Source organism: Dietzia cercidiphylli (assembly GCF_039531545.1).
Lineage (GTDB): Bacteria > Actinomycetota > Actinomycetes > Mycobacteriales > Mycobacteriaceae > Dietzia > Dietzia natronolimnaea.
Genome location: NZ_BAAAQG010000024.1, coordinates 38,218 through 58,771 on the forward strand (window position 1 = coordinate 38,218; position 20,554 = coordinate 58,771).

Consider the following 20,554-nt stretch of genomic DNA (forward strand, 5'->3'; position numbering starts at 1 on the left):
CGGGGACTCGGCGCGCGGGGACTCGGCGCGGTGCGGCCTGTCAGGCGAGCGCGGCGCCGCGGGCCCGGTCGAGCTCCTGCTCCAGACCCGCCACCAGGGTCTCCGCAGGCTGCTCGCCGCACATGCCCAACCAGTTGGCGAGCATGCGGTGGCCGCCGTCGCTCATCACGGACTCGGGGTGGAACTGGACCCCGTGGACGGGCAGTTCGCGGTGCCGCATCGCCATGATCAGCCCGGACCCGGTCCACGCGGTGGGCACGAGTTCCTCCGGGACGGTCTCCGGGAGCACCGTCAGCGAGTGGTAGCGCGTCGCCGTGAACGGGCTGGGGATCCCGGCGAGGACGCCCGAGTCGTCGTGGGTGACCCGGCTCGTCTTGCCGTGCATGAGTTCAGCGGCCCGGTCGACCGTGGCGCCGAAGGCCTCACCGATCGCCTGGTGTCCCAGGCACACGCCCAGCACCGGGACACCCGCGCGCCCACAGACCCCGATCAGCGGGATCGTCGCTCCCGCCCGGTCCGGCGTCCCCGGGCCCGGGCTCAGCAGGACGCCGTCGAACTCGGCGACCACGCCCGCGAGCGACGCCGGGTCGTAGCCGCCGTCCGGGCCGGCGAGTCTCTCGTCGTCGTTCCGCCACACCTCGCACGTCGCGCCCAGCTGTCCCAGGTACTGGACCAGGTTGTAGACGAAGCTGTCGTAGTTGTCGACGACGAGGATGCGCATAGATGCAGCGTACTGCTGTCGTCGGGATGAACGTCCCCGGCGGGTCTTGGTAGAGTGGCCTGGATCAGCCCCACCAGTGCGAGGACGTCATGCCCAAGTCAAAGGTCCGGTCGAAGACCGAGTACACCGACGCGGCCGTCAGCCGCACCCCCGTCAAGGTCAAGGGGACGCCCACCGCGCAGTGGTACCTGATCGTGATGTTCGGTCTCATGATCCTGGGCCTGGCGTGGTTGGTGACCTACTACATCGCCGGTGAGCGGATCCCGTTCATGCAGTCCCTCGAGACCTGGCAGAACTTCGCCATCGGTTTCGGGCTGGCCGTGGTCGGGCTGCTCATGACCATGAACTGGCGCTGACACCCGTTCTACCGGAACCCCGTTCCCCGCATTCCACAGCTTAATTCACAGGTCACCCCCCGCACGACGCGGGGGGTGACCTGCATTTTCTCATCGAATTGACATCCATGCAGGTCACGGTGGTGTATTCGGCGAAGTGACCGGTGTTAGCGATGCCCGCGCCCGCGCACACAGGCTGTGGACAACTCCCTCCACACTGGGGATAAACCCTCGACGACGACGACGAGGACGACGCCGCAGGTCGGGGTGCTGCCCTCTCGAACGCGGATCGAACTCCACCCGTGTGATTCATCCACACTGTGGATTCCGCCTGTGGATAAGGGAGGATGGCGGGATGAGTGAGACAACGGCGTCCACCGGCGGACACCAGGCCGCGTCGTGGGGCCCGGGGACCCTGTGGCCGGCCGCGCAGATCGCCCTCGGGGTCGGTGCGGTGGTGGTGGGACTGACCAACCGGGATCCCCTGGGGCTCATCCTCACCGGGCTGCTGGCGCTGCTCGTGGTCCCCGCGGGGGTGATGCAGTTGATGCGGCGTCCCCGGATAGAGGTGGTGGACGGACAGCTCGCGATCAAGAAGCTCGGTGGCGTGGTGTTCGTGCCGCCGGCGCAGGTCGTCGAGGCGCGCGCGCTCGGGGTCGCGAGATGGGGCGTGCGCCAGCACCTCATGCGACTGGAGTACGTGGACGACCGGGGGCGGGAGCAGCTCGACGTGTTCACGCGGGGAGACCTGGGGACCGATCCGCGTGAGGTGAGGGAGAGGCTGGTGGGCCTGGGATTCGGGGGGACCCGGGGGCCGGGGGCCGGCGGCTCGGATGCCACGGGGTCGGATACCGGCGGGTCGGATACCGGCGGCCCCGGATCTATCGCCTGAGGACGTAACCCCACTGCATGGTGTCGGCCGCGTACCAGGCGGCCACGGCGACGAGCGCCACCAGTCCCAGGTAGGCGAGCCACGACACGGTCTCCCGACCGCCACGACCCACCCGTCCCGGCAGTCGACGGGGCAGGACCACCAGGACGACCGCTCCGAGCGCGCCCACCACCAGGCCGCCCAGGTGGGCGGCGAGGGAGATGCCGGGAACGAGGAAGCTCACGCCGATGTTGAGCACCAGCAGTATCCCGATCCCCTTGACGTCGAGGCGCATCGACATCGCGACGATCGCGTAGGCACCCATGAGGCCGAAGATGGCGCCGGACGCCCCGGCCGTGAGCGCGTTCTGGCCGTAGAACATCACGGCGACGGAGCCGCCGAAGGCCGAGACCAGGTACAGCGCGAAGAACCGGGCGTGTCCGATGCTGCGCTCGATGCCCAGACCGAGGATCCACAGCATGTACATGTTGAGCAGGAGGTGCATCGGCCCGAAATGCTGGAAGGCCGAGGTCATCAGGCGCCACCACTCGTCCCGCGCCGCGACCAGCGGCGGATAGAGCGCCGTGGCCTCGAACAGCGCCGAGGTGTGGTTGCCGAGCATGCTCCGCGACTGGGCGACCGTGGCGGCGTAGACCGCGAGGTTGGCGGTGATGAGCCACGCGGTCACCGGCTGGCGTCGGAAGAAGCGGGAGACGGCGCCGCCGCTGTGCGTCTGGGTGGTCATGGGCTGGTGTGCTGTCACCGTTCCTGGATCGTCGTGGATAGACCGACGGCGCGGGACCGGTGTTCCGGTGCCCGCGCCGCTGGCCGGGCCGTGTCGCCACGACCCTGTGGATCAGGAGTCAGGAGATCAGGAGTCAGGAGATCTCGATCGACTCGATCACGATGTCCTCGACCGGGCGGTCCATGGCGCCGGTCTTGGTGGTGGCGATGGCGTCGATGACCTTCTGCGAGTCGGCGTCCGCGACCTTCCCGAAGATGGTGTGCCGGTTGTTCAGGTGCGGAGTCGGGCCCACGGTGACGAAGAACTGCGAACCGTTGGTCCCCGGGCCGGCGTTGGCCATGGCCAGCAGGTACGGCTCGGTGAACTGGAGCTCCGGGTGGAACTCGTCCTTGAACTGGTAGCCCGGGCCGCCGCGGCCGGTTCCCGTGGGGTCGCCGCCCTGGATCATGAACCCGGAGATGACGCGGTGGAAGATCGAACCGTCGTAGAACGGGCCGGACTTCTCGCCCTTGGCGTTGGCCTGGGAGTAGTCCTTCGACCCGTCGGCCAGACCGACGAAGTTCGCGACCGTCTCCGGGGCGTGGTTGCCGAACAGATCGACGACGATGTCGCCCTTGTTCGTGTGGATGGTTGCCTTCTGCGTTGCGATGCTCACGACGACCATCCTGCCACGCGGTCCCGGTGGATGTCGGCGAGGTGGTGGTCGCTGTCCGAGGGCTGTGCCACCATCTACCCATGAGCACACGAAGCGATCGCGCCGCCGAGCGTAAGGCCATCAAGTCCGCCGAGAAGGACCTGAAGAACGCCGGCACCGCCGCCCGGAAGGCGTTCGACCTCAAGGATCCCCGCTTCCTCGGGGAGGCCGCCGTGGCCGCCACCCGCGGGCCCGCGGGCCTGGCCCTCTTCGGCGCGAGCCGCGGTATCCAGGTGCTGCGGGACCGCCGCGCGGAACAGGCGGAGATCCTGGGCAAGCTGGCCGCGGACGCCAAGCAGCACGCCGAGGACCTCCGGGAGCAGTCGTCCGTTCTCACCGCCCCGCAGGAGAAGCCCAAGTCCCGTCGCCGCCTCGCCCCCCTGTGGATCGTCGGGCTCGCGGGCGGCGCGGCCGTCGCGGGTGCCGCCGCGTACTTCCTGCGCGACCAGGAGCGTTCCGGTGCCGCGCCCGTGACCACTCCGAGGACGACGGCCTCCACCGAGCCCGCGGGAGCGTCGACCTCCGGGACCCCGTCGGCGCCGCCCTCCGACTCGACTTCCGGTTCCACCGCCGCCGGTGAGTCCGAGACCGGCGAGGACCTCACCATCGACTCCCCCGATCCCGAGGGGCCCGCGGACCAGTCCGACGGCACCTCTCCCGCGGCCGGCAGCGCCGCGCCGGGTGCGGCCGCCGGCTCCGCGCCGCAGCCCTCGGACGACGATCCGGCCGGTGGTACCCCGGCCGACAAGCCCTGACCTGCGGACGGTGAGTGAGCACGACTCTCCGTGGAGAGTCGTCGCCTCTCCCTTGGCCGGGCTGGGTCCGCTGGACGTCCACGCGCTGTACAAGCTGCGCGTGGACGTCTTCGTCGCCGAGCAGGACTGCCCGTACGCGGAGATCGACGAGGTCGACGCCGACCCCGGCACCACGCACCTGTTGGCCTGGGCTCCGGCCACCGAATCCGGTCCGGACGAGTTGGTGGCCACCCTGCGCGTGTTCGGGTCGGGGGTCCATGGTGGGGTCATGCACCTCGGCCGGGTGTGCACGGCTCCCGGGTGGCGAGGGCGGGGGATCGCCGGTGTCCTGATCCGTCGCGGACTCGAGCTGTGCGGCGAGCTGCCCGTCGAGATAGGCGCCCAGTCCCACCTCGAGGGGTGGTACGAGCAGTTCGGGTTCCTCCGTTGCGGACCGGACTACCTGGATGAACGGATCCCGCACCTCCCCATGAGGCGCGACCTCCTAAGATGAGGTGTGGCTCACCCCTCCCCACATCTCCCGAGGACACCATATGACGTCTGACGCTGCATCCGGTTCACACTCCGCATCCGGTTCGCTGGTCACGGCACCTCTGGTCAAGGCACTTCTCCCCGAGAGCGAGATGCCGACCCACTGGTACAACATCCAGGCCGACCTGCCCGAGCAGATGGCGCCGCACCTGCACCCGGGCACGAAGGAGCCGCTCGGTCCGGAGGACCTGGCGCCGTTGTTCCCGATGGCGCTCATCGAGCAGGAGGTCACCGGGGAGCGGTACGTCGAGATCCCCGAGGAGGTGCGGGAGATCTACCGGCTGTGGCGGCCCTCGCCCCTCATCCGGGCCCGCCGACTCGAGAAGGCCCTCGGCACCTCGGCGAGGATCTACTACAAGTACGAGGGCACCAGCCCGGTCGGCTCACACAAGCCCAACACGGCCGTGGCCCAGGCGTACTACAACGCCGCGGAGGGCATCACCAAGCTCACCACCGAGACCGGCGCCGGTCAGTGGGGCGCGTCGCTGGCGTTCGCCGGTCAGGCCTTCGGCATCGAGGTGGAGGTCTGGCAGGTCAAGGCGTCCTTCGAGTCCAAGCCGTACCGCCGGATGCTCATGGAGACCTTCGGCGCGTCCGTCCACCCGAGCCCCTCCGACCTGACCGAGGCGGGCCGGTCCTTCCTCGCCAAGGACCCCCACACCCCCGGTTCGCTGGGTATGGCGGTGTCGGAGGCGGTCGAGGTGGCGGCGGGCGACCCCGAGGCCCGCTACTCCCTGGGTTCCGTCCTCAACCACGTGTGCCTGCACCAGACGATCATCGGCGAAGAGGCCCTCAAACAGCTCGAGATGTTCGGGGAGGCCGCGCCCGACTACGTCTTCGGGTGCGCCGGGGGCGGCTCCAACCTCGCCGGTCTGGCGTTCCCGTTCATCCGCGAGAACCTGGCCGGGGCGCAGACGAGGATCGTGGCCGTCGAACCGACCGCCTGCCCGTCCATGACCGAGGGCGAGTTCCGATACGACCACGGCGACGTGGCGGGTCTGACCCCGCTCATGAAGATGTACACGCTGGGCCAGGACTTCGTCCCGGACCCCATCCACTCGGGCGGTCTCCGGTACCACGGGATGGCACCGCTGGTCAGTCACGTCAAGCACCTCGGCCTGCTCGACTCGATCGCGGTGGAACAGAACGTCGCCTTCGCCGCCGGTGTCGAGTTCGCCAAGGCCGAGGGCATCGTGCCCGCGCCCGAGTCCACCCACGCCCTCGCCGGCGCGTTCGACGAGGCCCGCAGGCACACCGGGGAGGCGGGCACGGGCCCGTCCATCGTGATCGGCCTGTCCGGTCACGGCTTCCTCGACCTCCCGGCCTACGAGTCGTACGTCCGCGGCGAGCTCGGCTGACCGGCGCCGACGCGGGGCGATCCGGTCCACCGCGTCCCCTGCCGCGGGGCCGTGTGTGAGCCGGAGCCCGGAGCCGACAGGGTCCCCGCGCGGTCACGGCCTCGTCGCAGCACAGCCACCCACCAACTGAACCGACCCCCTCTCAACACCAGGAGTCACCCATGGTCAATCCCATCGATTTCACCGACCGCGTCGCGATCATCACCGGCGCCGGAGGCGGCCTCGGCCGCGCCTACGCCCTCGCCCTGGCCGAGCGCGGCGCCAAGGTCGTCGTCAACGACCTCGGCGGCGACGTCCACGGCGAGGGTGGCACCACCTCCCCGGCCCAGCGCGTCGTCGACGAGATCGTCGCCACCGGCGGCGAGGCCATGGTCGACGGCAACGACATCACCGACGAGGCCGCGGTCGACGCGCTGGTCTCCTCGGTCATCGACAAGTGGGGGCGCATCGACATCCTCATGAACAACGCCGGCATCCTGCGCGACAAGTCGTTCGCCAAGATGGACAACGACGATTTCCGCAAGGTCCTCGAGGTCCACCTCATGGGCTCGGTCAACTGCACCAAGGCCGTCTGGCCACACATGGCCGAGGCCGGATACGGCCGCATCCTCATGACCACCTCGTCCTCGGGTATCTACGGCAACTTCGGCCAGAGCAACTACGCCGCCGCCAAGTCCGGCCTGGTCGGCCTGATGAACGTGCTCGCCATCGAGGGCGCCAAGAAGAACATCAAGGTCAACTCCATCGCCCCCACGGCCGCCACCCGCATGACCGAGGACCTGCTCCCACAGCGGGTCCTGGACATCATGGGCCCGGAGACCATCGCGCCCGGCGCCCTGTTCATGGTCAGCGAGGACGCGCCCACCAAGACCATCCTCGGTGCCGGCGCCGGCGTGTTCGCCGTCTCCCAGATGGTCGAGAGCCGCGGGGTCTACCTCCCGGACAACGCCCGCACCCCCGAGGTCGTGGCCGAGCGGTGGAACGAGATCGCCGACGTCACCGACGCGAACCCCCTGGAGTCGGCGTTCGAGCAGACCTCCAAGTACGCCGCGCTCGCGGCGCGCGAACTGGGGCTCCACCTCGAGAGCTGAGCCGCGGGGCGCGTGCGCGGGGATAGACTCCGCTCACGCGCCTGGCGCTCCGCCACGGTCTTCTCACCCCTGGACCGGTCTTGACCACGACACCGTCGACGGAGACGATCCGCGGCTTCACCCGTTCCCTGCACCCGGTCGGACTGGCCGTCGCGCTGCTGTTCTTCGTGTGGTCCATGACGCCCTCCCTGTTGCCGCGGGTGTGGCCCCTGCAGGCCGTGGCGACCGGGATCAGCCTCGCGACCGGGTACGGTCTGGGCTGCCTGATCGCATGGGCGGTCCGCTCCTGCGGGGTCTCCCCGGACCATTCCGCCCGCCTGCGCAGGATCGGGTGGTGGTCCCTGGCCGTCACGGCCGCGGTGACCGTCCCGACGTTCCTGGTCCTGGGGTCCTGGTGGCAGCAGATCACCCGGGACCTGGCCGGCGTCGAGCGCATCGACCGCGCCAACTACCTGCTCGTCCTGGTGCTGTCACTACTGGTCGCGACGGTCATCCTCGCGGCGGCCAGGGGGATCCGGCGTGGCACGGCGGCGCTGACCCGGATCGCCGCACCTCACGTCCCGGCCCCACTCGCCCGCGTCGTGGCGCTGGGTCTCGTGGTCCTCATCGCCGTGCTGTCGATCAACGGGCTCGTCCACCGCGGGGTGATCGGCCTGGCCGACAGGACGGCCTCCGCCGCGGACCACGGCACCGCCGAGGGCGTGCGGCAACCCCGCGCCGCCGAGAGGTCGGGGTCGCCGGCGTCCGCGCAGGCGTGGGAGAGCCTGGGCAGGGAGGGCCGGACCTTCGTCGCGGGCGGGCCCACCGCGAGTGAGATCGAGGAGGTGACGGGGCGGGCGGCGCGCACCCCGATCCGTGTCTACGCCGGGCATGACGCGGCCGGCACCGTCGAGGAGGCCGCCGACCTCGTGGTGGCCGAGCTCCACCGCACGGGAGCCTTCGACAGGTCCGTGCTGGCCGTCGCCACCACCACCGGGCGCGGATGGGTCAACCCCCGCGTGGCCGGGGCCCTCGAGTACACCACTGGCGGAGACTCCGCGATCGCGGCCATGCAGTACTCGTTCCTGCCCAGCCCCCTGGCGTTCGTGGCCGATCGGCAGTCGCCCCAGCGCGCGGGACGCGCCCTGTTCGAGGCGGTGGAGCGCGCCGTCGCGGACGTGCCCGAGGCCCGTCGCCCCGCACTCGTCGCGTTCGGGGAGAGCCTCGGCTCCTTCGGGGGGCAGACCGCCTTCGGTGGTGCCCAGGACATGGTGGCCCGGACCGACGGCGCGCTGTGGGTGGGCACGCCCAACTTCTCACCGCAGTGGTCCTACCTCACCGCCCACCGCGATGCGGGCTCGCCGGAGCGACTACCGGTGATCGACGGCGGTGAGCACGTGCGCTTCGCCGCCGGCGGGCCGGATCTGGATCTCGACGGCGCGCCCTGGTCCTCTCCGCGGATCGTCTACTGGCAGCACGCCTCCGATCCCATCACCTGGTGGTCGCCCGACCTCCTGCTGCAGCGCCCGGACTGGCTGCGGGAGCCACTGGGCCCCGATCTCGACCCAGGGGTGCGGTGGACCCCGTTCGTGACGTTCTGGCAGGTCACCCTGGACATGGTGTTCTCCGCGGAGGTCCCTGCCGGCCACGGTCACACCTTCGGGCCGGACGCCGCGCAGATGTGGGCCCGGATCCTGGACCCCCCGGGCTGGGCCGACGCCGACACCGACCGGGTCCACGACGCGATCGCCGGGGGACGCTACTGACGGGGGTGCTGTCGACCGGTGAGAGTGCTGCTGACCGGTGGGGGTGCTGCTGACCGGCCCCGCCGACGCGGCTGCTACTCCTGGTCCGCGAACTGGGTCTCGTACAGCTCGGTGTACCGCCCACCCGCGGCCAGCAGCTCGGGGTGGGTGCCCGACTCCACCACGCTGCCGCCCTCGAGCACGAGGATGCGGTCGGCGGCGCGCACGGTGGACAGTCGATGGGCGATCACCAGGGACGTCCGGTGGGACATCGCCTCGGTGAGGGCCTCCTGGACCGCGGACTCGTTGGTGGAGTCCAGTGCGCTGGTGGCCTCGTCCAGCACCACCACGGAGGGCTCCGCGATGAGCAGCCTCGCGATGGTCAGGCGCTGCCTCTCGCCGCCGGAGAGGCGGTAACCGCGGTCGCCGATGACGGTGTCCAGCCCGTCGGGCAGCGACCGGACCAGCTCCTCCAGCCGCGCCCGGCGCAGGGCGTCCCACACCAGCTCGTCGGTCACCTCCGGACGGGCGAAGGTCAGATTGGACCGGATCGTGTCGTGGAAGAGGTGGCCGTCCTGGGTGACCATGCCCACCGTCCGACGCAACGACGACGAGGTGACCTCACGCACGTCGAGGCCGGCCACCCGCACCGCCCCCGAGTCCACGTCGTACAGCCGCGGGAGCAGCGACGCGATGGTCGACTTGCCCGCGCCCGACGATCCGACCAGTGCGATCATCTGCCCCGGTTCGGCGTGGAAGCTGACCCCGTGCAGGACCTCCTGCCCGCCGCGGGTGTCGAGTACGGCGACCTCCTCCAGCGAGGCCAGGGAGACCTTGTCGGCCGAGGGGTAGGAGAACCGGACGTCGTCGAACTCGATGGCGGCGGGGCCCTCGGGCACGTCGACGGCGTCGGGGGCGTCCTTGAGCAGCGGGTCCAGGTCCAGGACCTCGAAGACCCGCTCGAAGCTCACGATAGCGGTCACCACGTCCATCGGTGCGTTGGCCAGCGAGGTCAGCGGGCCGTACAGGCGGGTCAGGAGGAGGGCGAGGGCGACGACGGACCCCGCGTCCATCCCGCCGGTGAGGGCGAACCAGCCGCCGACGCCGTAGACCAGCGCGAGGGCCAGGGTGGAGACCAGCGTCAGCGAGTTCATGAACACGCTCATGAGCAGCGCGGTGCGGACCCCGATGCCCCGCACCCGACCCGCGCGGGAGGCGAACTCCGCGGACTCGGCGTCGGGGCGGCCGAACAACTTGACGAGGGTCGCGCCGCCGGCGTTGAAACGCTCTGTCATCTGGTCGTTCATCGACGCGTTGAGGTCGGAGGCCTCGCGACGGAGCCTGGCCAGGCGCCTGCCCACGTAGCGGGCGGGGAAGAGGAACACCGGTAGCAGCAGCACCGACATGAGGGTCAGCTGCCAGTTGATCCCGGCCATCACCACCAGGGTGAGGATGAGCTGGACGAGGTTGGACACGACCCCGGAGAGGGTGTCCGAGAAGGCCCGCTGGGCGCCCAGGACGTCGTTGTTGAGCCGACTCACCAGCGCACCGGTGCGGGTACGCATGAAGAACGCGACCGGCATGGTCTGGACGTGGTCGAACACCGAACGGCGCAGGTCGAGGATCAGACCCTCGCCGATTCGCGCCGACCAGAACCTGGTCACGACGTTGTTGACCGCCTCGACGATGCCGATCACCGCGATGGCGGCGGCGAGGAGGAACACCACCCGTACCGCGGCGCCGTCCACGATCGCGGTGACCACCCGGCCGGCGAGCAGCGGGGTCACCACGGCGAGGGAGGCCCCGAACACGGACAGGATCAGGAACAGGACGATCAACCGGGTGTGCGGTCGCGCGAACTGACCGATCCGGTGGAAGTTCTCGCGGGTGAAGACGCTGCGGTCGAGCGTGATGTTGTTGTTCTCGGCCCGCATCAAGGTGCGCATGGCGGCCTGCTGCATCGTCACGTCCGCCACTCCTCCCGCGTCGGAGTGGATCCGACGACCTGTCGGTACAACTGCGCGGACCGCCCCCTTATTCCGCACCGGCCGGTGGAACGGATGGCCTCGTCGTCGTCCTCCCTGGACAAAATCAGACCCCATGTCTAGACATGGCCCGGGAATTTGTCTAATCTTGTCTCCAGACAGTGGCGTAGGCCACATCACCAGTGATCTTTGGAGGTCGTTGACGATGTCCAGCACCGAGTACATCCGCCCCCGGGGCGCAGACGAGCGTCCCGACCGGGACCCCACGACGGACCCCACGACGGACCCCGCCGCCCGGGACGCCGCCGCCCAGGACACCGCCGCGGTGGGTGACGCCACCGACGCCGCGGTCGAGCCGTACGCGTGGACCGACGCCAAGCGGTACCTGTGGCTGCTCGGCCTGATCCCGGCGATGGGGCTGTTCCTCTCGATGCCGTTCGTCATCGGGTTCAACGGGCTGGGTCTGGGCTGGGCCGCCACCGCCGCGTGGTTCCTGCTCCCCGTCCTGGTCTACGTCGCCATCCCCCTCGGCGACCTGGCGGTCGGAGCCGACGGCCAGAACCCGCCGGACGAGGTGATGGACCGGCTCGAGGCGGACCCCTTCTACCGCTGGTGCACCTACCTGTACATCCCCTTCCAGTACGCGTCCCTCATCGTCGCCTGCTACCTGTGGACCGCCCAGGACCTGTCGTGGCTCGGCTACGACGGCGGGCTCGGGATCGCCGCCTCGATCGGTGTGGCCTGGACGGTGGCCATCACGGGCGGGATCGGGATCAACACCGCGCACGAACTCGGCCACAAGATCGCCGGGAGCGAGAAGTGGCTGTCCAAGGTCGCCCTGGCCACCACCGGGTACGGACACTTCTTCATCGAGCACAACCGTGGGCACCACGCCCGCGTCGCCACTCCCGAGGACCCGGCCAGCTCGCGCTTCGGCGAGTCGTTCTGGGCGTTCCTGCCGCGCAGCGTCGTGGGATCCGCACGGTCGGCCTGGCACCTCGAGTCCGAGCGGCTCGGTCGCCTGGGCAAGAGCCCGTGGACGATCCGCAACGACAACCTCAACGCGTGGCTCATGACCGTCGTGCTCTTCGGCGGACTGATCGCCGTGTTCGGCTGGGAGGTCGCGCCCTGGCTCCTCGTCCAGGCGGTCTTCGGCTTCTCGCTGCTGGAGGTGGTCAACTACCTGGAGCACTACGGCCTCAAGCGGCAGAAGACCTCCGCCGGCCGCTACCAGCGCTGCCGCCCGGAGCACTCGTGGAACTCCGATCACCTGGTGACCAACATCTTCCTGTACCACCTGCAGCGCCATTCGGATCACCACGCCAACCCGATGCGCCGCTACCAGGTCCTGCGCAGCTTCGAGCAGGCCCCGCAGCTGCCGTCCGGGTACGCCACGATGATGGTCCTGGCCTACGTGCCGCCGCTGTGGCGCAAGGTCATGGACAAGCGGGTGCTGGCCCACTACGACGGTGACATCACCCGGGCCAACATCCAGCCGTCCAAGCGCGAGAAGATCCTCGCCCGCCACGGGGTCGATGCGGCCGCCGCCGGCTCCACCGCGGTGGCGGAGAAGGTGGTCGCGGACACCGACATCGCCGCCGACCAGACGTCGCCGACCGGCGAGTACGTGTGCCCGAACTGCGGGCACCACTACTCCGAGGCGGCCGGCGAGCCGCGTGAGGGATTCCCGCCCGGGACCCCGTGGTCGGCGATCCCCACCACCTGGCGGTGCTCGGACTGCGGCGTCCGCGACAAGGTCGACTTCCTGCCCGTGAAGTAGCCCTCCACCACCCGCGGACGCCAGATCAGGAACAATGGACCTCATGCCGCGCCGCCCCTCCACCAGTGACCGACGCTCCTCCGGGGATTCCCAGGGGGAGCGTTGGTCGCCTCGCCTCACCGTCTTCGACGCGATGCACGAACTGTTGGAGTCCCGTGACTGGTCGGCCGTGACCATGTCCGACGTGGCCAAGGCCGCAGGACTGAGCCGCCAGACGCTCTACAGCACGTTCGGCAACCGTCAGGGCCTGGCCCAGGCGTACGCGCTCCAGCTGTCGGAGACCTTCGCCGGCGAGATCCGGGACTCCATCATCAGGCATCCCGGGCAGATCGAGCTGGCCCTGAGTGAGGGGATCAACGGCTTCCTGCGGTCCAGCAGTCGTGACCCGCTCATCCGGGCGCTCGTGACGGGGGACATCAAGCCGGACCTGCTGCGGCTGATCACCACCGAGGCGGGGCCGCTCATCGAGCGCGCCACCGAGGTGCTCGTGCCGGCCCTGTCCGAGAGCTGGATGCGGATCGAGGCGAGCCAGGCCCGGCTGGCGGCCTCGATCATCGCCCGGATCGGCATCAGCTTCATCTCGCTCCCGCCCGAGGACCCGGACCAGTTGGCCTCGGGCCTGACCGAGGTGATCGCCCCCTACCTGCAGAAGGTCGTGCAGGTCGACCTCCAACACTGAGTCGGCGGCGCCCCGGGGTCGACAAACCGGGGCCAGGTGTCGGGTCCGGTCAGGCTCCGTCCCCCACGGTCGACCGCCGATCCGGGTGACCCGGTACCGCGACGCTCGCCTCGAGGAAGAGCCCGCGGGCCTCGACGCACAGCCGGTCGCCCGCGTGGATGGTCGCCTTGGTCCAGGTCTTGCGGCCGTCCACCTCGTCCACCCACGAGCGGAACGTCAGCGGCCGCAGCAGCGGCGTGGGTGACCGGTAGTCGATCTCGTAGTGGGCCGTCATGCCGTAGCGGCCTCCCCAGTGGTTCGCGAAGCCCATCATGTGGTCGATGATCAGCGCGCTGATCCCTCCGTGGACGCACCCGGGAGGGCCCTGGTAGGCCAGTCCGAGCGTGACCTCCGCCGTCACCGACCCGTCGTCACACCCGAAGAACCGCACCGGCGGGGCGATCGGGTTCTCCGGACCGCCGACGGGGTTGGCCCGGCGGGACCCGGCGCCGGTCCACATGGCCTCCAGCCGACGGGCCGGCTCCGGCACGCGGGGCTCGAGGAGGTCCGCGGCCTCGGCCAACCGGTCCGCGATGTCCCCCAGCTCGACCTCCGAGTGGGCGAGCCCGGCGATCGCCTCACGCAGCCTGCGCAGCTCCGCCACCGAACGATCGAGATCGGGATCCGGCGTGGGCAGGTCGGGGACCGCGATCGGATCGAAGGTGTCCCCCAGTCGCTCCCGCATGCTGCTCAACTGGAAGTCGTCCACGCCCTCGATCCTCGGGAGCGGACCTCGGCCGATTTCAGGACTGTCGCTGTCGTTGGTCATACTCTGGAGACTATGTCGACACCCGTCAAAAAGAAGCAGATCGATCCGTCCACGTACGGCCCCTGGGCTCTGGTCGTGGGCGGCAGCGAGGGAGTGGGTGCCGAGATCGCCCTCCGCCTGGCCGACGCCGGCGTCTCGTCCGTGCTGGTCGCCCGCCGGAGCGGACCCCTCGAGGAGACCGCCGAGGCCGTCCGCGCCCGGGGCGTGGAGTGCCGCGTGCTCTCCGTCGACCTCACCGGGCCCGGTGCCGCCGACGGGATCGCCGCCGCCTGCGAGGGACTGGACGTGGGGCTGGTGGTCCTCAACGCCGGGGCCAACACCTACGGCGCGGAGTTCGCCGAGTCGGACATGGAGCGGGTCCAACAGGTCATCGACCTCAACATCACCTCGCCGCTGGCGGTCATCCGGCACTTCGCCCCCGCGCTCAAGGCCCGCGGCCGGGGCGGCATCGTGGTCATGGGGTCGATGGCCGGCTACCTCGGACACGCGGACATGAGCATCTACTCGGCGGCCAAGGCGTTCAGCCGGGTCTTCGTGGAGGGGCTGTGGCTGGAGATGCGCGAGCACGGGGTCGACGTGGTCGAGGTGATCCTCGGCGTGACCCGGACCCCGGCCATGATCCGCGCCGGTCTGGACATGGATCTCCCGGGCATGACCGTGAGCGAGCCCGCCGACGTCGCCGACGAGGTGCTCGCGTCGATCGGCGAGGGCCCGGTCCACGTCTGCGGCGGGGAGGGCAATCTCAAGGGCGTCGAGTTCAGCTCCGGAGTGGAGCGCGGCCGGATCGTGGCCGGGGCGCACAAGCGGATGAAGGCCCTACGCGGCGAGGGCTGAGCGGCTCCACCGACGCGTCGCGTCCCCGCCCCCCGGGACCGGACGCCGGCCCGCTCAACCCGGGACCGGACGCCGGCCCGCTCAGCCCGGTCAGCCCTCGATGGGACGGTCCCGCTGCGCGTCCGAGATCCCCCGGGGTTCGATGAACAACGCCTCGGCGCGCGCGCACAGCGTCTCGCCGGTGTACACGGTGGCGCTGGCCCAGATCTTGCGGCCCTCCACGCGGTCCTGTCGCGCCTCGAACCGCAACGGGGCGTACAGCGGGGTCGGCGAGATGTAGCTGACCCTCAGGTCCGCGGTCAGGCCGACGCTCTTGGCGGCGGCGTTGGCCAGGCCCAGCATCTCGTCGAAGACCAGCGCGACGATCCCCCCGTGCACGCACCCGGGAGGGCCCTGGTACTCGATGCCCAGTCGCAGATCCGCCCGCACGGTCGCGTCGGGCAGAACTACCGGCTCGAGCGGCGGGGAGACCGGGTTACGGCTGCCGATCGCGGGGTTGGAGGCGAGATGCTCCGGAACGCCCCAGGTCGCGTAGTCGGAGGGACGCACCATGGTGCCGACGGCCTCGAGATGGTCGGCGAGCTCCCGGACGGTCCTGACGGCGTCGTGGACGTCGTCGAAGCGAGACCCCGCCACGAGTCCCCGCACCCGGCGCAGTTCTCGGGCCAGGTCGGTGGACCCGGAGGCGTCGTCGTCCTGGCGCAGGAACGGGGCCCCCTCCTCGCCGGCCGAGGCGGGATCGGTCGTACCGAAGGGGCGGTCGTCGGTGGCGGAGGTATCGGTGGTCACGAAAACCGAATCTACTCCGCATTCACCCGGTCGCCGCCGGTCACCCTCCCGCGAGGCGGCGCCGGTTCTCCAGGAGCAGGCCACCGGGTTCGACGAACATGCCCTCGGCGGTCGCACACAGTCGATCGCCCGCGTGGATGGCGCCCTGCGCCCAGATCTTGCGCCCCTCCACTCTGACCTGCCGACCGGTCACCACGATCGGCTCGAGGACGGGGGTGGGGCTGCGGTAGTCGACGTCCAGGTAGACGGTCATCCCGGTGGTACCGGCGTGGAAGTTCGCCCGGCCCAGCACCACGTCGAACAGCAGCGAGACCACTCCGCCGTGCACGCACGCGGGCGGGCCCTGGTACTCCAGACCCAGCGTCACCTCGCCGCGGAGGGTCCCGTCGGCCAGGATGTCGAACCCGATCGGCGGGGCGAGGGCGTTGGAGCGGCCCACCACCGGGCAGTTGGTGACGTAGTCACCCGACGACCACGTGACCGCCTGCCTGCGCTCCGTGCTCGCCGAGGCCGCCTCCAGCCGGTCGGCCACCTCACGCAGCCGGTCGGTCAGCGGGGCCAGGTCGGTGTCGAACAACCCCCCGGTGGTCAGCGCGCGGATACGACGCACCTGCTCCACCAGCGCGTAGAGGCCGGCCTCGTCGTCGTCGACCTCGTCGATCCGTTCCCCGCCCCCGCGTGACGGGTGCAGCGGACCCGTCTCCACCACGGGTCGTGCCCGCCGCGGGACGGCCACCGGACCGGTGGCCCCGCCACCCGGGTGATCGGTCACTACCCGGTCCCCTGCGCCGCCCCGCGACCGGCGCGGCGGCCGAAGAACGAGCCGTCGCCCAGGGACGTGCCGGAGATGTAGCCCTCGCCGTGCAGGCCGTGGGTGCAACGGCCGGCGGCGAACAGGCCGGGGATCGCCTCACCCGCGCGGTCCAGCACCCTCGACTGCAGGTCCGTGTGCAGCCCGCCCAGGGTGAATCCCTGTGGTTTGAGGGGGAGTCCGTTGAACGAGTCCGGGCCGCCCGCCCCGGTGGGGTAGGCGCCGAACGGGGGCTCGAGCGGGCGGACCCAGCGTGAGCTCTTCCCGAACTGGGGATCCTGGCCGTCGCGCGCACCGGCGTTGTAGCGGCGGAGGGTGTCGGCCAGAGCCTCCGCCGGCAGCCCGCAGTCCGCGGCGAGTTCCTCGATGGTCTCCGCGGCGTGCATGGGCTGCATCCCCCACAATTCGCTCTCCGGGACGTCCTCGATGCCCTTCTCGTCGATGATCACCCACACCGGCGGCCGGCGGTGGTGCACGGCCGCGTGGCAGTACAGGCCCGGGTAGACCTCCTCGTTGATGAAGCGCTGGCCGTCGCCGTCCACGAGCATCGCCCCCACCGCCAGCCGCGGGATGATGAGCATCGCCGTCTCGGTCTGGTGCATGCGGCGCACGGCGGCGCCGACGTCCATGCCCATCTCGATCCCGGAGCCGTCGTCGCGGCCGTCGGAGACCTTGTCCTTGCCCACCTGCTGCGGAGCCCACTGCTCGAGCATGCGGTCGTTGTCGACGAACCCGCCGGTCGCCAGGACCACCCCGCGCGTGGCGCGGTACTCGCGCTCCTCGCCGAACTCGGTCGCCCGCACGCCCACCACCCGGCCGTCGGCGACGATCAGCGATCGCGCCCTGACATCGCAGTGCAGCGTCACGCCGGCCTTCCGCGCGGTGGCCACCAGGGCGTCCATCAGCACGTTGCCGGCGAAGTTCGGGGCGGGCGGGCGATGTCCTCGCGCCGCGGGCCGCGCGATCGAGGCGTAGGGCTCGGCCCGCTCACCCATCCACATCAGTCCCGAGTCGTCCCCCGGCATCCACGTGGGGGTGTCCCAGAGCTTGTGGTTGAACTCCGCACCGTGCGCCACCAACCAGTCGTGGTGCTCGACCGCGCCCGCGCAGTAGTCGGCGATCTTGGCCTCGTCCGCGTTCGGACCCAGTGCCGCGGTGAGGAAGGCGCGCATGTCCTCCTCGGTGTCCTCCACCCCGAGCGCCCGCTGGGTGGCGGTGCCGCCGCCCAGGTAGACCTCGCCCCCCGACTGCGAGGACGACCCCCCGGGGCCGGACGCGCCCTCCAGCACGACGACCGTCGCGCCGGCCTCGGCCGCCTCGATCGCCGCGCACGCCCCCGCGATGCCCATGCCGATCACCACCACGTCCGCGGTGTGTGGCGATGGACGAGTGTCTGGCCTGGTGTCCGTCATGGCCGAAACTATAACGTGTTCATCGCCTGAGACGGCGCATTAGTGTAGTGCTCATGACTTCCCCTCCCGCCACGTCCCGCCTCGACGCCCTGGAAGCCCGCCTCGCGTCGGCCGAGACCCGGATCACCGACACCCGCGCCCGGCTCGACGCCGCCCAGGACGAGCTGGCCGTCCTGCGGATCCTCGCCGCCTACTCCCCCCGGGTCGACTCCGGGGACGCCGAGGGCGTCGCCGAGCTCTGGACCGCCGACGGGGTCTACGACGTGGACACCGGAGTGCTCGAGGGCCACGAGGGTCTGGCGGGGATGGTGCGCGGTGCCCCCCACCAGGACCTCATCGCCCACGGGTGCGGTCACGTGCCCGGCCTCCCGGTGGTCCTGCTCGACAGCGACAGGGCCGTGGCCACGGGCTACACCCAACTGGTGGTCCGATCCTCCCGGCCGGGGCGCTACACCGTGATGCGCGTGACGGCGAACCGCTGGGAGCTCGAGCGCCTCGGTCCGGTGGACGCGCCCGACCGCGGCTGGCGGGTAGTGCTGCGGACCGCCCGGGCGGTCACCGACGACGGCGAGGGCCGACGCCTGCTCGGCAGGTCCCGCGAGGGGTAGCGTGAGCCCCATGCTCCGCCGACACCCCGCGGTCCCCGACCCCACCCTCCGCGCGGGACGGCTCGCGCTGCTCACCACGTGCGCGGCCCACCTGGGATTCCAGTCGATGGTCACCTCGGTCGTCTACCCGACCCTGTTCGAGGGTCCGACGATGGGGATCGCCGAACGCCAGGCCGAACACGCCCGCCGGATCGCCCCGGTGGCCCTGACCCTGTACGCCTCGGGTCTGGGTGCCGCCGCCTGGGCCGCCTACGGATCGGTCCGGTCGCACGACCGTGGCGGCCTGACCGCCACCGTCGTCGCATGCCTCACCACCGTCGCGGTCCCGGCACTCACCGCCGGGGTCGTCCCGCTCCACATGGGGATCGCCCAGGAACAGGTCACGAGACCCCGCATCCGGACCCTGTTGGCCTCGGACCGGATCCGCACCGGCCTGGCCGCGATCGGGGTGGCGGCCGCCGCCCAGTCACTCAGCAGCTGACGGTCACTGCAACTGACAATCACCCCGCCGCTGACGGTCCACTCCCCCGGCCCGGTGGCCGCATCCGGGCCACCGCCAGCAGAGCACCGACCGCGATCACCGAGACCACCACCGACATCAGGTGGAAGGCGGTGGTGAGGCCGACGACCTCGGACAGCAGGGCCGCCACCACCGCGGGGATCCCCAGCGAGAGGTAGGCCACGACGAACAGGGCGGAGAAGACCTCCCCCCGGGAACTGTCGGGGGCGTTCTGCGCGACGAGCGACGTGCCCATGAGGAACAGCAGCCCCATGCCCACTCCCGTGACCGCCGAACCCACCACGAGCCCGGGCACCGACGCCGCCGCGAGCGCCAGGGAGGCCGTGGCCAGCCCCACGACGAGCGTCACGCCGCCGATCGCGACACCCCTGCGCCACTGTTCCTGACCCGCGCGCAGGTTCCACACCAGCTGGGCCACCGCGGCGGCGGCCTGCAGGCAGGCGACCACCAGGCCGGTCACCAGGTAGTCCGACCGGCCGACGAGGTCCTTGGCGATCGCCCCACCCAGACCGAGGAAGACCCCGCCCACGGACCACGAGGCGATCACGCACACCGCGGCGAGGGCGAAGGCCGGACGAGCCGCGGGGGGCACCGCGATCCGCTGGACGCGCACGGCGTCCCGGAGCGTCTGGGGGCCGGCCCCCGACGTCTCGGGCACCAGGACGACCACGCCCGCGAGCAACGCGGCCAGGGCGACGCCCATCACCACGTACGGGTGGACGAGGGGCGACGACGACGAGGTGGCCACCACACCGGCCAGGAGCACTCCGGCCGCGATGCCGAAGTTGGTCGTGGAGCTACTGGTGAGCGCGCCGACGCGGGCGTTCCTGGTGGGGTGCAGCTCGATGATCGCCGCCGCCGCCGATCCGGTGACCAGCCCGACGCCCAGACCCTGCACCACCCGCGCGGCGATCAGCCAGGCCACCGAGGGCGCCGCCGCGAGCCCGGCCATGCTCAGCACCAGCAGCACCAGGCCGGTGATCACCACCGGCCGGCGGCCGATCGCGTCCGACAGTCGTCCCAACAGAAGTAGCGGGACCAGGACGGCCAGCGCGTACACCGCGTAGACGACCGTGATCATGGCGCCGCTGGTCCCCCAGGCCTCCTGGTAGTCCACGTACAGGGGGGAGGGCGTCGCGCTCGACATCAGCGCCGCCGTCACGACGAGCGCCATCAGGACGAACGGTGTCCACGAGCGGGAAGTGCTGTCCACGGGCGGTCCTGGGGTCGGTCCACCACGGCCCGACACCCGTCGGGCGGGGAGGGGGACGCGGGAGGGAGAGGAGTGGAGCCTAGGGGATTCGAACCCCTGACATCTGCCTTGCAAAGGCAGCGCTCTACCAACTGAGCTAAGGCCCCGTGCCACAAAGCGTGAACGCCGGACCGCGGCTAGCGATCCGGCGTCTGCCATGCGGGGGTGGGCCTAGGAGGACTTGAACCTCCGACCTCCAAATTATCAGTTTGGCGCTCTAACCACCTGAGCTATAGGCCCTCGTACCGAAG

21 protein-coding genes and 2 tRNA genes are annotated in these 20,554 nt (G+C 70.9%); 12 read left to right on the forward strand and 11 right to left on the reverse strand.

Translation table 11 applies throughout. From position 1 onward, the window contains the following. Positions 1–40: 40 nt before the first annotated feature. On the reverse strand, positions 41–721 hold the full coding sequence (locus ABD250_RS16930; protein ID WP_182653882.1) for an aminodeoxychorismate/anthranilate synthase component II: 681 nt from the start codon (positions 719–721) through the stop codon (positions 41–43). Positions 722–810: 89 nt separating this feature from the next. Here ABD250_RS16930 and crgA point away from each other — a divergent pair, with 89 nt between their 5' ends. Beyond that, complete coding sequence (gene crgA / locus ABD250_RS16935; protein ID WP_179524031.1) at positions 811–1,077, forward strand: cell division protein CrgA; 267 nt, start codon at positions 811–813, stop codon at positions 1,075–1,077. A gap of 334 nt (positions 1,078–1,411) precedes the next feature. Beyond that, positions 1,412–1,948, forward strand: coding sequence for a PH domain-containing protein (locus ABD250_RS16940; RefSeq protein WP_241730820.1), 537 nt, complete (start codon positions 1,412–1,414; stop codon positions 1,946–1,948). Here ABD250_RS16940 and ABD250_RS16945 read toward each other — a convergent pair. Then, on the reverse strand, positions 1,938–2,672 hold the full coding sequence (locus tag ABD250_RS16945; protein ID WP_182659417.1) for a rhomboid family intramembrane serine protease: 735 nt from the start codon (positions 2,670–2,672) through the stop codon (positions 1,938–1,940). The two genes, ABD250_RS16940 and ABD250_RS16945, sit on opposite strands and share 11 nt — an antisense overlap. Before the next feature lie 133 nt (positions 2,673–2,805). Next, the gene (locus ABD250_RS16950; protein ID WP_179524029.1) at positions 2,806–3,336 is read right to left on the reverse strand and encodes a peptidylprolyl isomerase; all 531 of its coding nucleotides are present in this window, start codon (positions 3,334–3,336) and stop codon (positions 2,806–2,808) included. A 71-nt stretch (positions 3,337–3,407) separates the two neighbouring features. On the opposite strand from ABD250_RS16950, the gene ABD250_RS16955 reads away from it, so the two are divergent. From ABD250_RS16955 to ABD250_RS16975, 5 genes are all read left to right on the forward strand, one after another. Next, entirely contained in the window at positions 3,408–4,121 is a 714-nt protein-coding gene (locus ABD250_RS16955) for a hypothetical protein (RefSeq protein WP_179524028.1), read from the forward strand. Positions 4,122–4,131: 10 nt separating this feature from the next. Next, positions 4,132–4,614, forward strand: coding sequence for a GNAT family N-acetyltransferase (locus ABD250_RS16960; protein WP_182641097.1), 483 nt, complete (start codon positions 4,132–4,134; stop codon positions 4,612–4,614). A 40-nt stretch (positions 4,615–4,654) separates the two neighbouring features. Continuing rightward, positions 4,655–6,010 carry a TrpB-like pyridoxal phosphate-dependent enzyme gene (locus ABD250_RS16965; RefSeq protein ID WP_182610381.1) on the forward strand — a complete coding sequence of 452 codons (1,356 nt, stop codon included), beginning with the start codon at positions 4,655–4,657 and terminating at the stop codon, positions 6,008–6,010. Positions 6,011–6,171: 161 nt separating this feature from the next. Further along, positions 6,172–7,101, forward strand: coding sequence for an SDR family oxidoreductase (locus ABD250_RS16970; RefSeq protein ID WP_179524025.1), 930 nt, complete (start codon positions 6,172–6,174; stop codon positions 7,099–7,101). An 80-nt stretch (positions 7,102–7,181) separates the two neighbouring features. Further along, entirely contained in the window at positions 7,182–8,846 is a 1,665-nt protein-coding gene (locus ABD250_RS16975; protein WP_344393446.1) for an alpha/beta hydrolase, read from the forward strand. 74 nt (positions 8,847–8,920) lie between these two features. On the opposite strand, the gene ABD250_RS16980 is transcribed toward ABD250_RS16975, so the two are convergent. After that, positions 8,921–10,786, reverse strand: coding sequence for an ABC transporter ATP-binding protein (locus ABD250_RS16980; RefSeq protein ID WP_182609954.1), 1,866 nt, complete (start codon positions 10,784–10,786; stop codon positions 8,921–8,923). A 229-nt stretch (positions 10,787–11,015) separates the two neighbouring features. Here ABD250_RS16980 and ABD250_RS16985 point away from each other — a divergent pair, with 229 nt between their 5' ends. Together ABD250_RS16985 and ABD250_RS16990 are read left to right on the forward strand one after the other, a co-directional pair. Further along, positions 11,016–12,590, forward strand: coding sequence for a fatty acid desaturase (locus tag ABD250_RS16985; protein WP_194306918.1), 1,575 nt, complete (start codon positions 11,016–11,018; stop codon positions 12,588–12,590). A 43-nt stretch (positions 12,591–12,633) separates the two neighbouring features. Then, complete coding sequence (locus ABD250_RS16990; protein ID WP_241730643.1) at positions 12,634–13,269, forward strand: TetR/AcrR family transcriptional regulator; 636 nt, start codon at positions 12,634–12,636, stop codon at positions 13,267–13,269. A gap of 49 nt (positions 13,270–13,318) precedes the next feature. Here ABD250_RS16990 and ABD250_RS16995 read toward each other — a convergent pair whose 3' ends face one another. Further along, positions 13,319–14,077: a PaaI family thioesterase gene (locus tag ABD250_RS16995; protein ID WP_182658637.1), complete on the reverse strand. Its 759-nt coding sequence runs from the start codon at positions 14,075–14,077 to the stop codon at positions 13,319–13,321. A 12-nt stretch (positions 14,078–14,089) separates the two neighbouring features. Between ABD250_RS16995 and ABD250_RS17000 the strand changes: the two genes are divergently transcribed. Next, positions 14,090–14,911 carry an SDR family NAD(P)-dependent oxidoreductase gene (locus ABD250_RS17000; RefSeq protein ID WP_187700525.1) on the forward strand — a complete coding sequence of 274 codons (822 nt, stop codon included), beginning with the start codon at positions 14,090–14,092 and terminating at the stop codon, positions 14,909–14,911. Between the two features lie 90 nt (positions 14,912–15,001). Here the strand turns inward: ABD250_RS17000 and ABD250_RS17005 are convergent, their stop codons facing one another. From ABD250_RS17005 to ABD250_RS17015, 3 genes are read right to left on the reverse strand one after another with little or no spacing between them, the layout of a single operon-like run. Continuing rightward, a complete protein-coding gene (locus tag ABD250_RS17005; protein ID WP_182617359.1) occupies positions 15,002–15,700 on the reverse strand; it encodes a PaaI family thioesterase in 699 nt (232 codons plus the stop codon). A gap of 40 nt (positions 15,701–15,740) precedes the next feature. Continuing rightward, positions 15,741–16,472, reverse strand: coding sequence for a PaaI family thioesterase (locus tag ABD250_RS17010; protein WP_304815966.1), 732 nt, complete (start codon positions 16,470–16,472; stop codon positions 15,741–15,743). After that, complete coding sequence (locus ABD250_RS17015; protein ID WP_179524020.1) at positions 16,472–17,923, reverse strand: FAD-dependent oxidoreductase; 1,452 nt, start codon at positions 17,921–17,923, stop codon at positions 16,472–16,474. The genes ABD250_RS17010 and ABD250_RS17015 overlap by 1 nt, the downstream gene beginning before the upstream one ends. 53 nt (positions 17,924–17,976) lie before the next feature. Between ABD250_RS17015 and ABD250_RS17020 the strand changes: the two genes are divergently transcribed. Beyond that, a complete protein-coding gene (locus tag ABD250_RS17020) occupies positions 17,977–18,531 on the forward strand; it encodes a nuclear transport factor 2 family protein (protein ID WP_182658638.1) in 555 nt (184 codons plus the stop codon). A gap of 10 nt (positions 18,532–18,541) precedes the next feature. After that, positions 18,542–19,012: a hypothetical protein gene (locus tag ABD250_RS17025; RefSeq protein WP_182658639.1), complete on the forward strand. Its 471-nt coding sequence runs from the start codon at positions 18,542–18,544 to the stop codon at positions 19,010–19,012. 19 nt (positions 19,013–19,031) lie between these two features. On the opposite strand, the gene ABD250_RS17030 is transcribed toward ABD250_RS17025, so the two are convergent. From ABD250_RS17030 to ABD250_RS17040, 3 genes are all read right to left on the reverse strand, one after another. Then, positions 19,032–20,264, reverse strand: a complete 1,233-nt coding sequence (locus ABD250_RS17030; protein WP_344393451.1) for an MFS transporter — start codon at positions 20,262–20,264, stop codon at positions 19,032–19,034. Positions 20,265–20,337: 73 nt separating this feature from the next. Then, positions 20,338–20,410, reverse strand: a tRNA-Ala gene (locus ABD250_RS17035). A 59-nt stretch (positions 20,411–20,469) separates the two neighbouring features. After that, positions 20,470–20,543 (reverse strand) — tRNA-Ile (locus ABD250_RS17040). Positions 20,544–20,554: the final 11 nt, after the last annotated feature.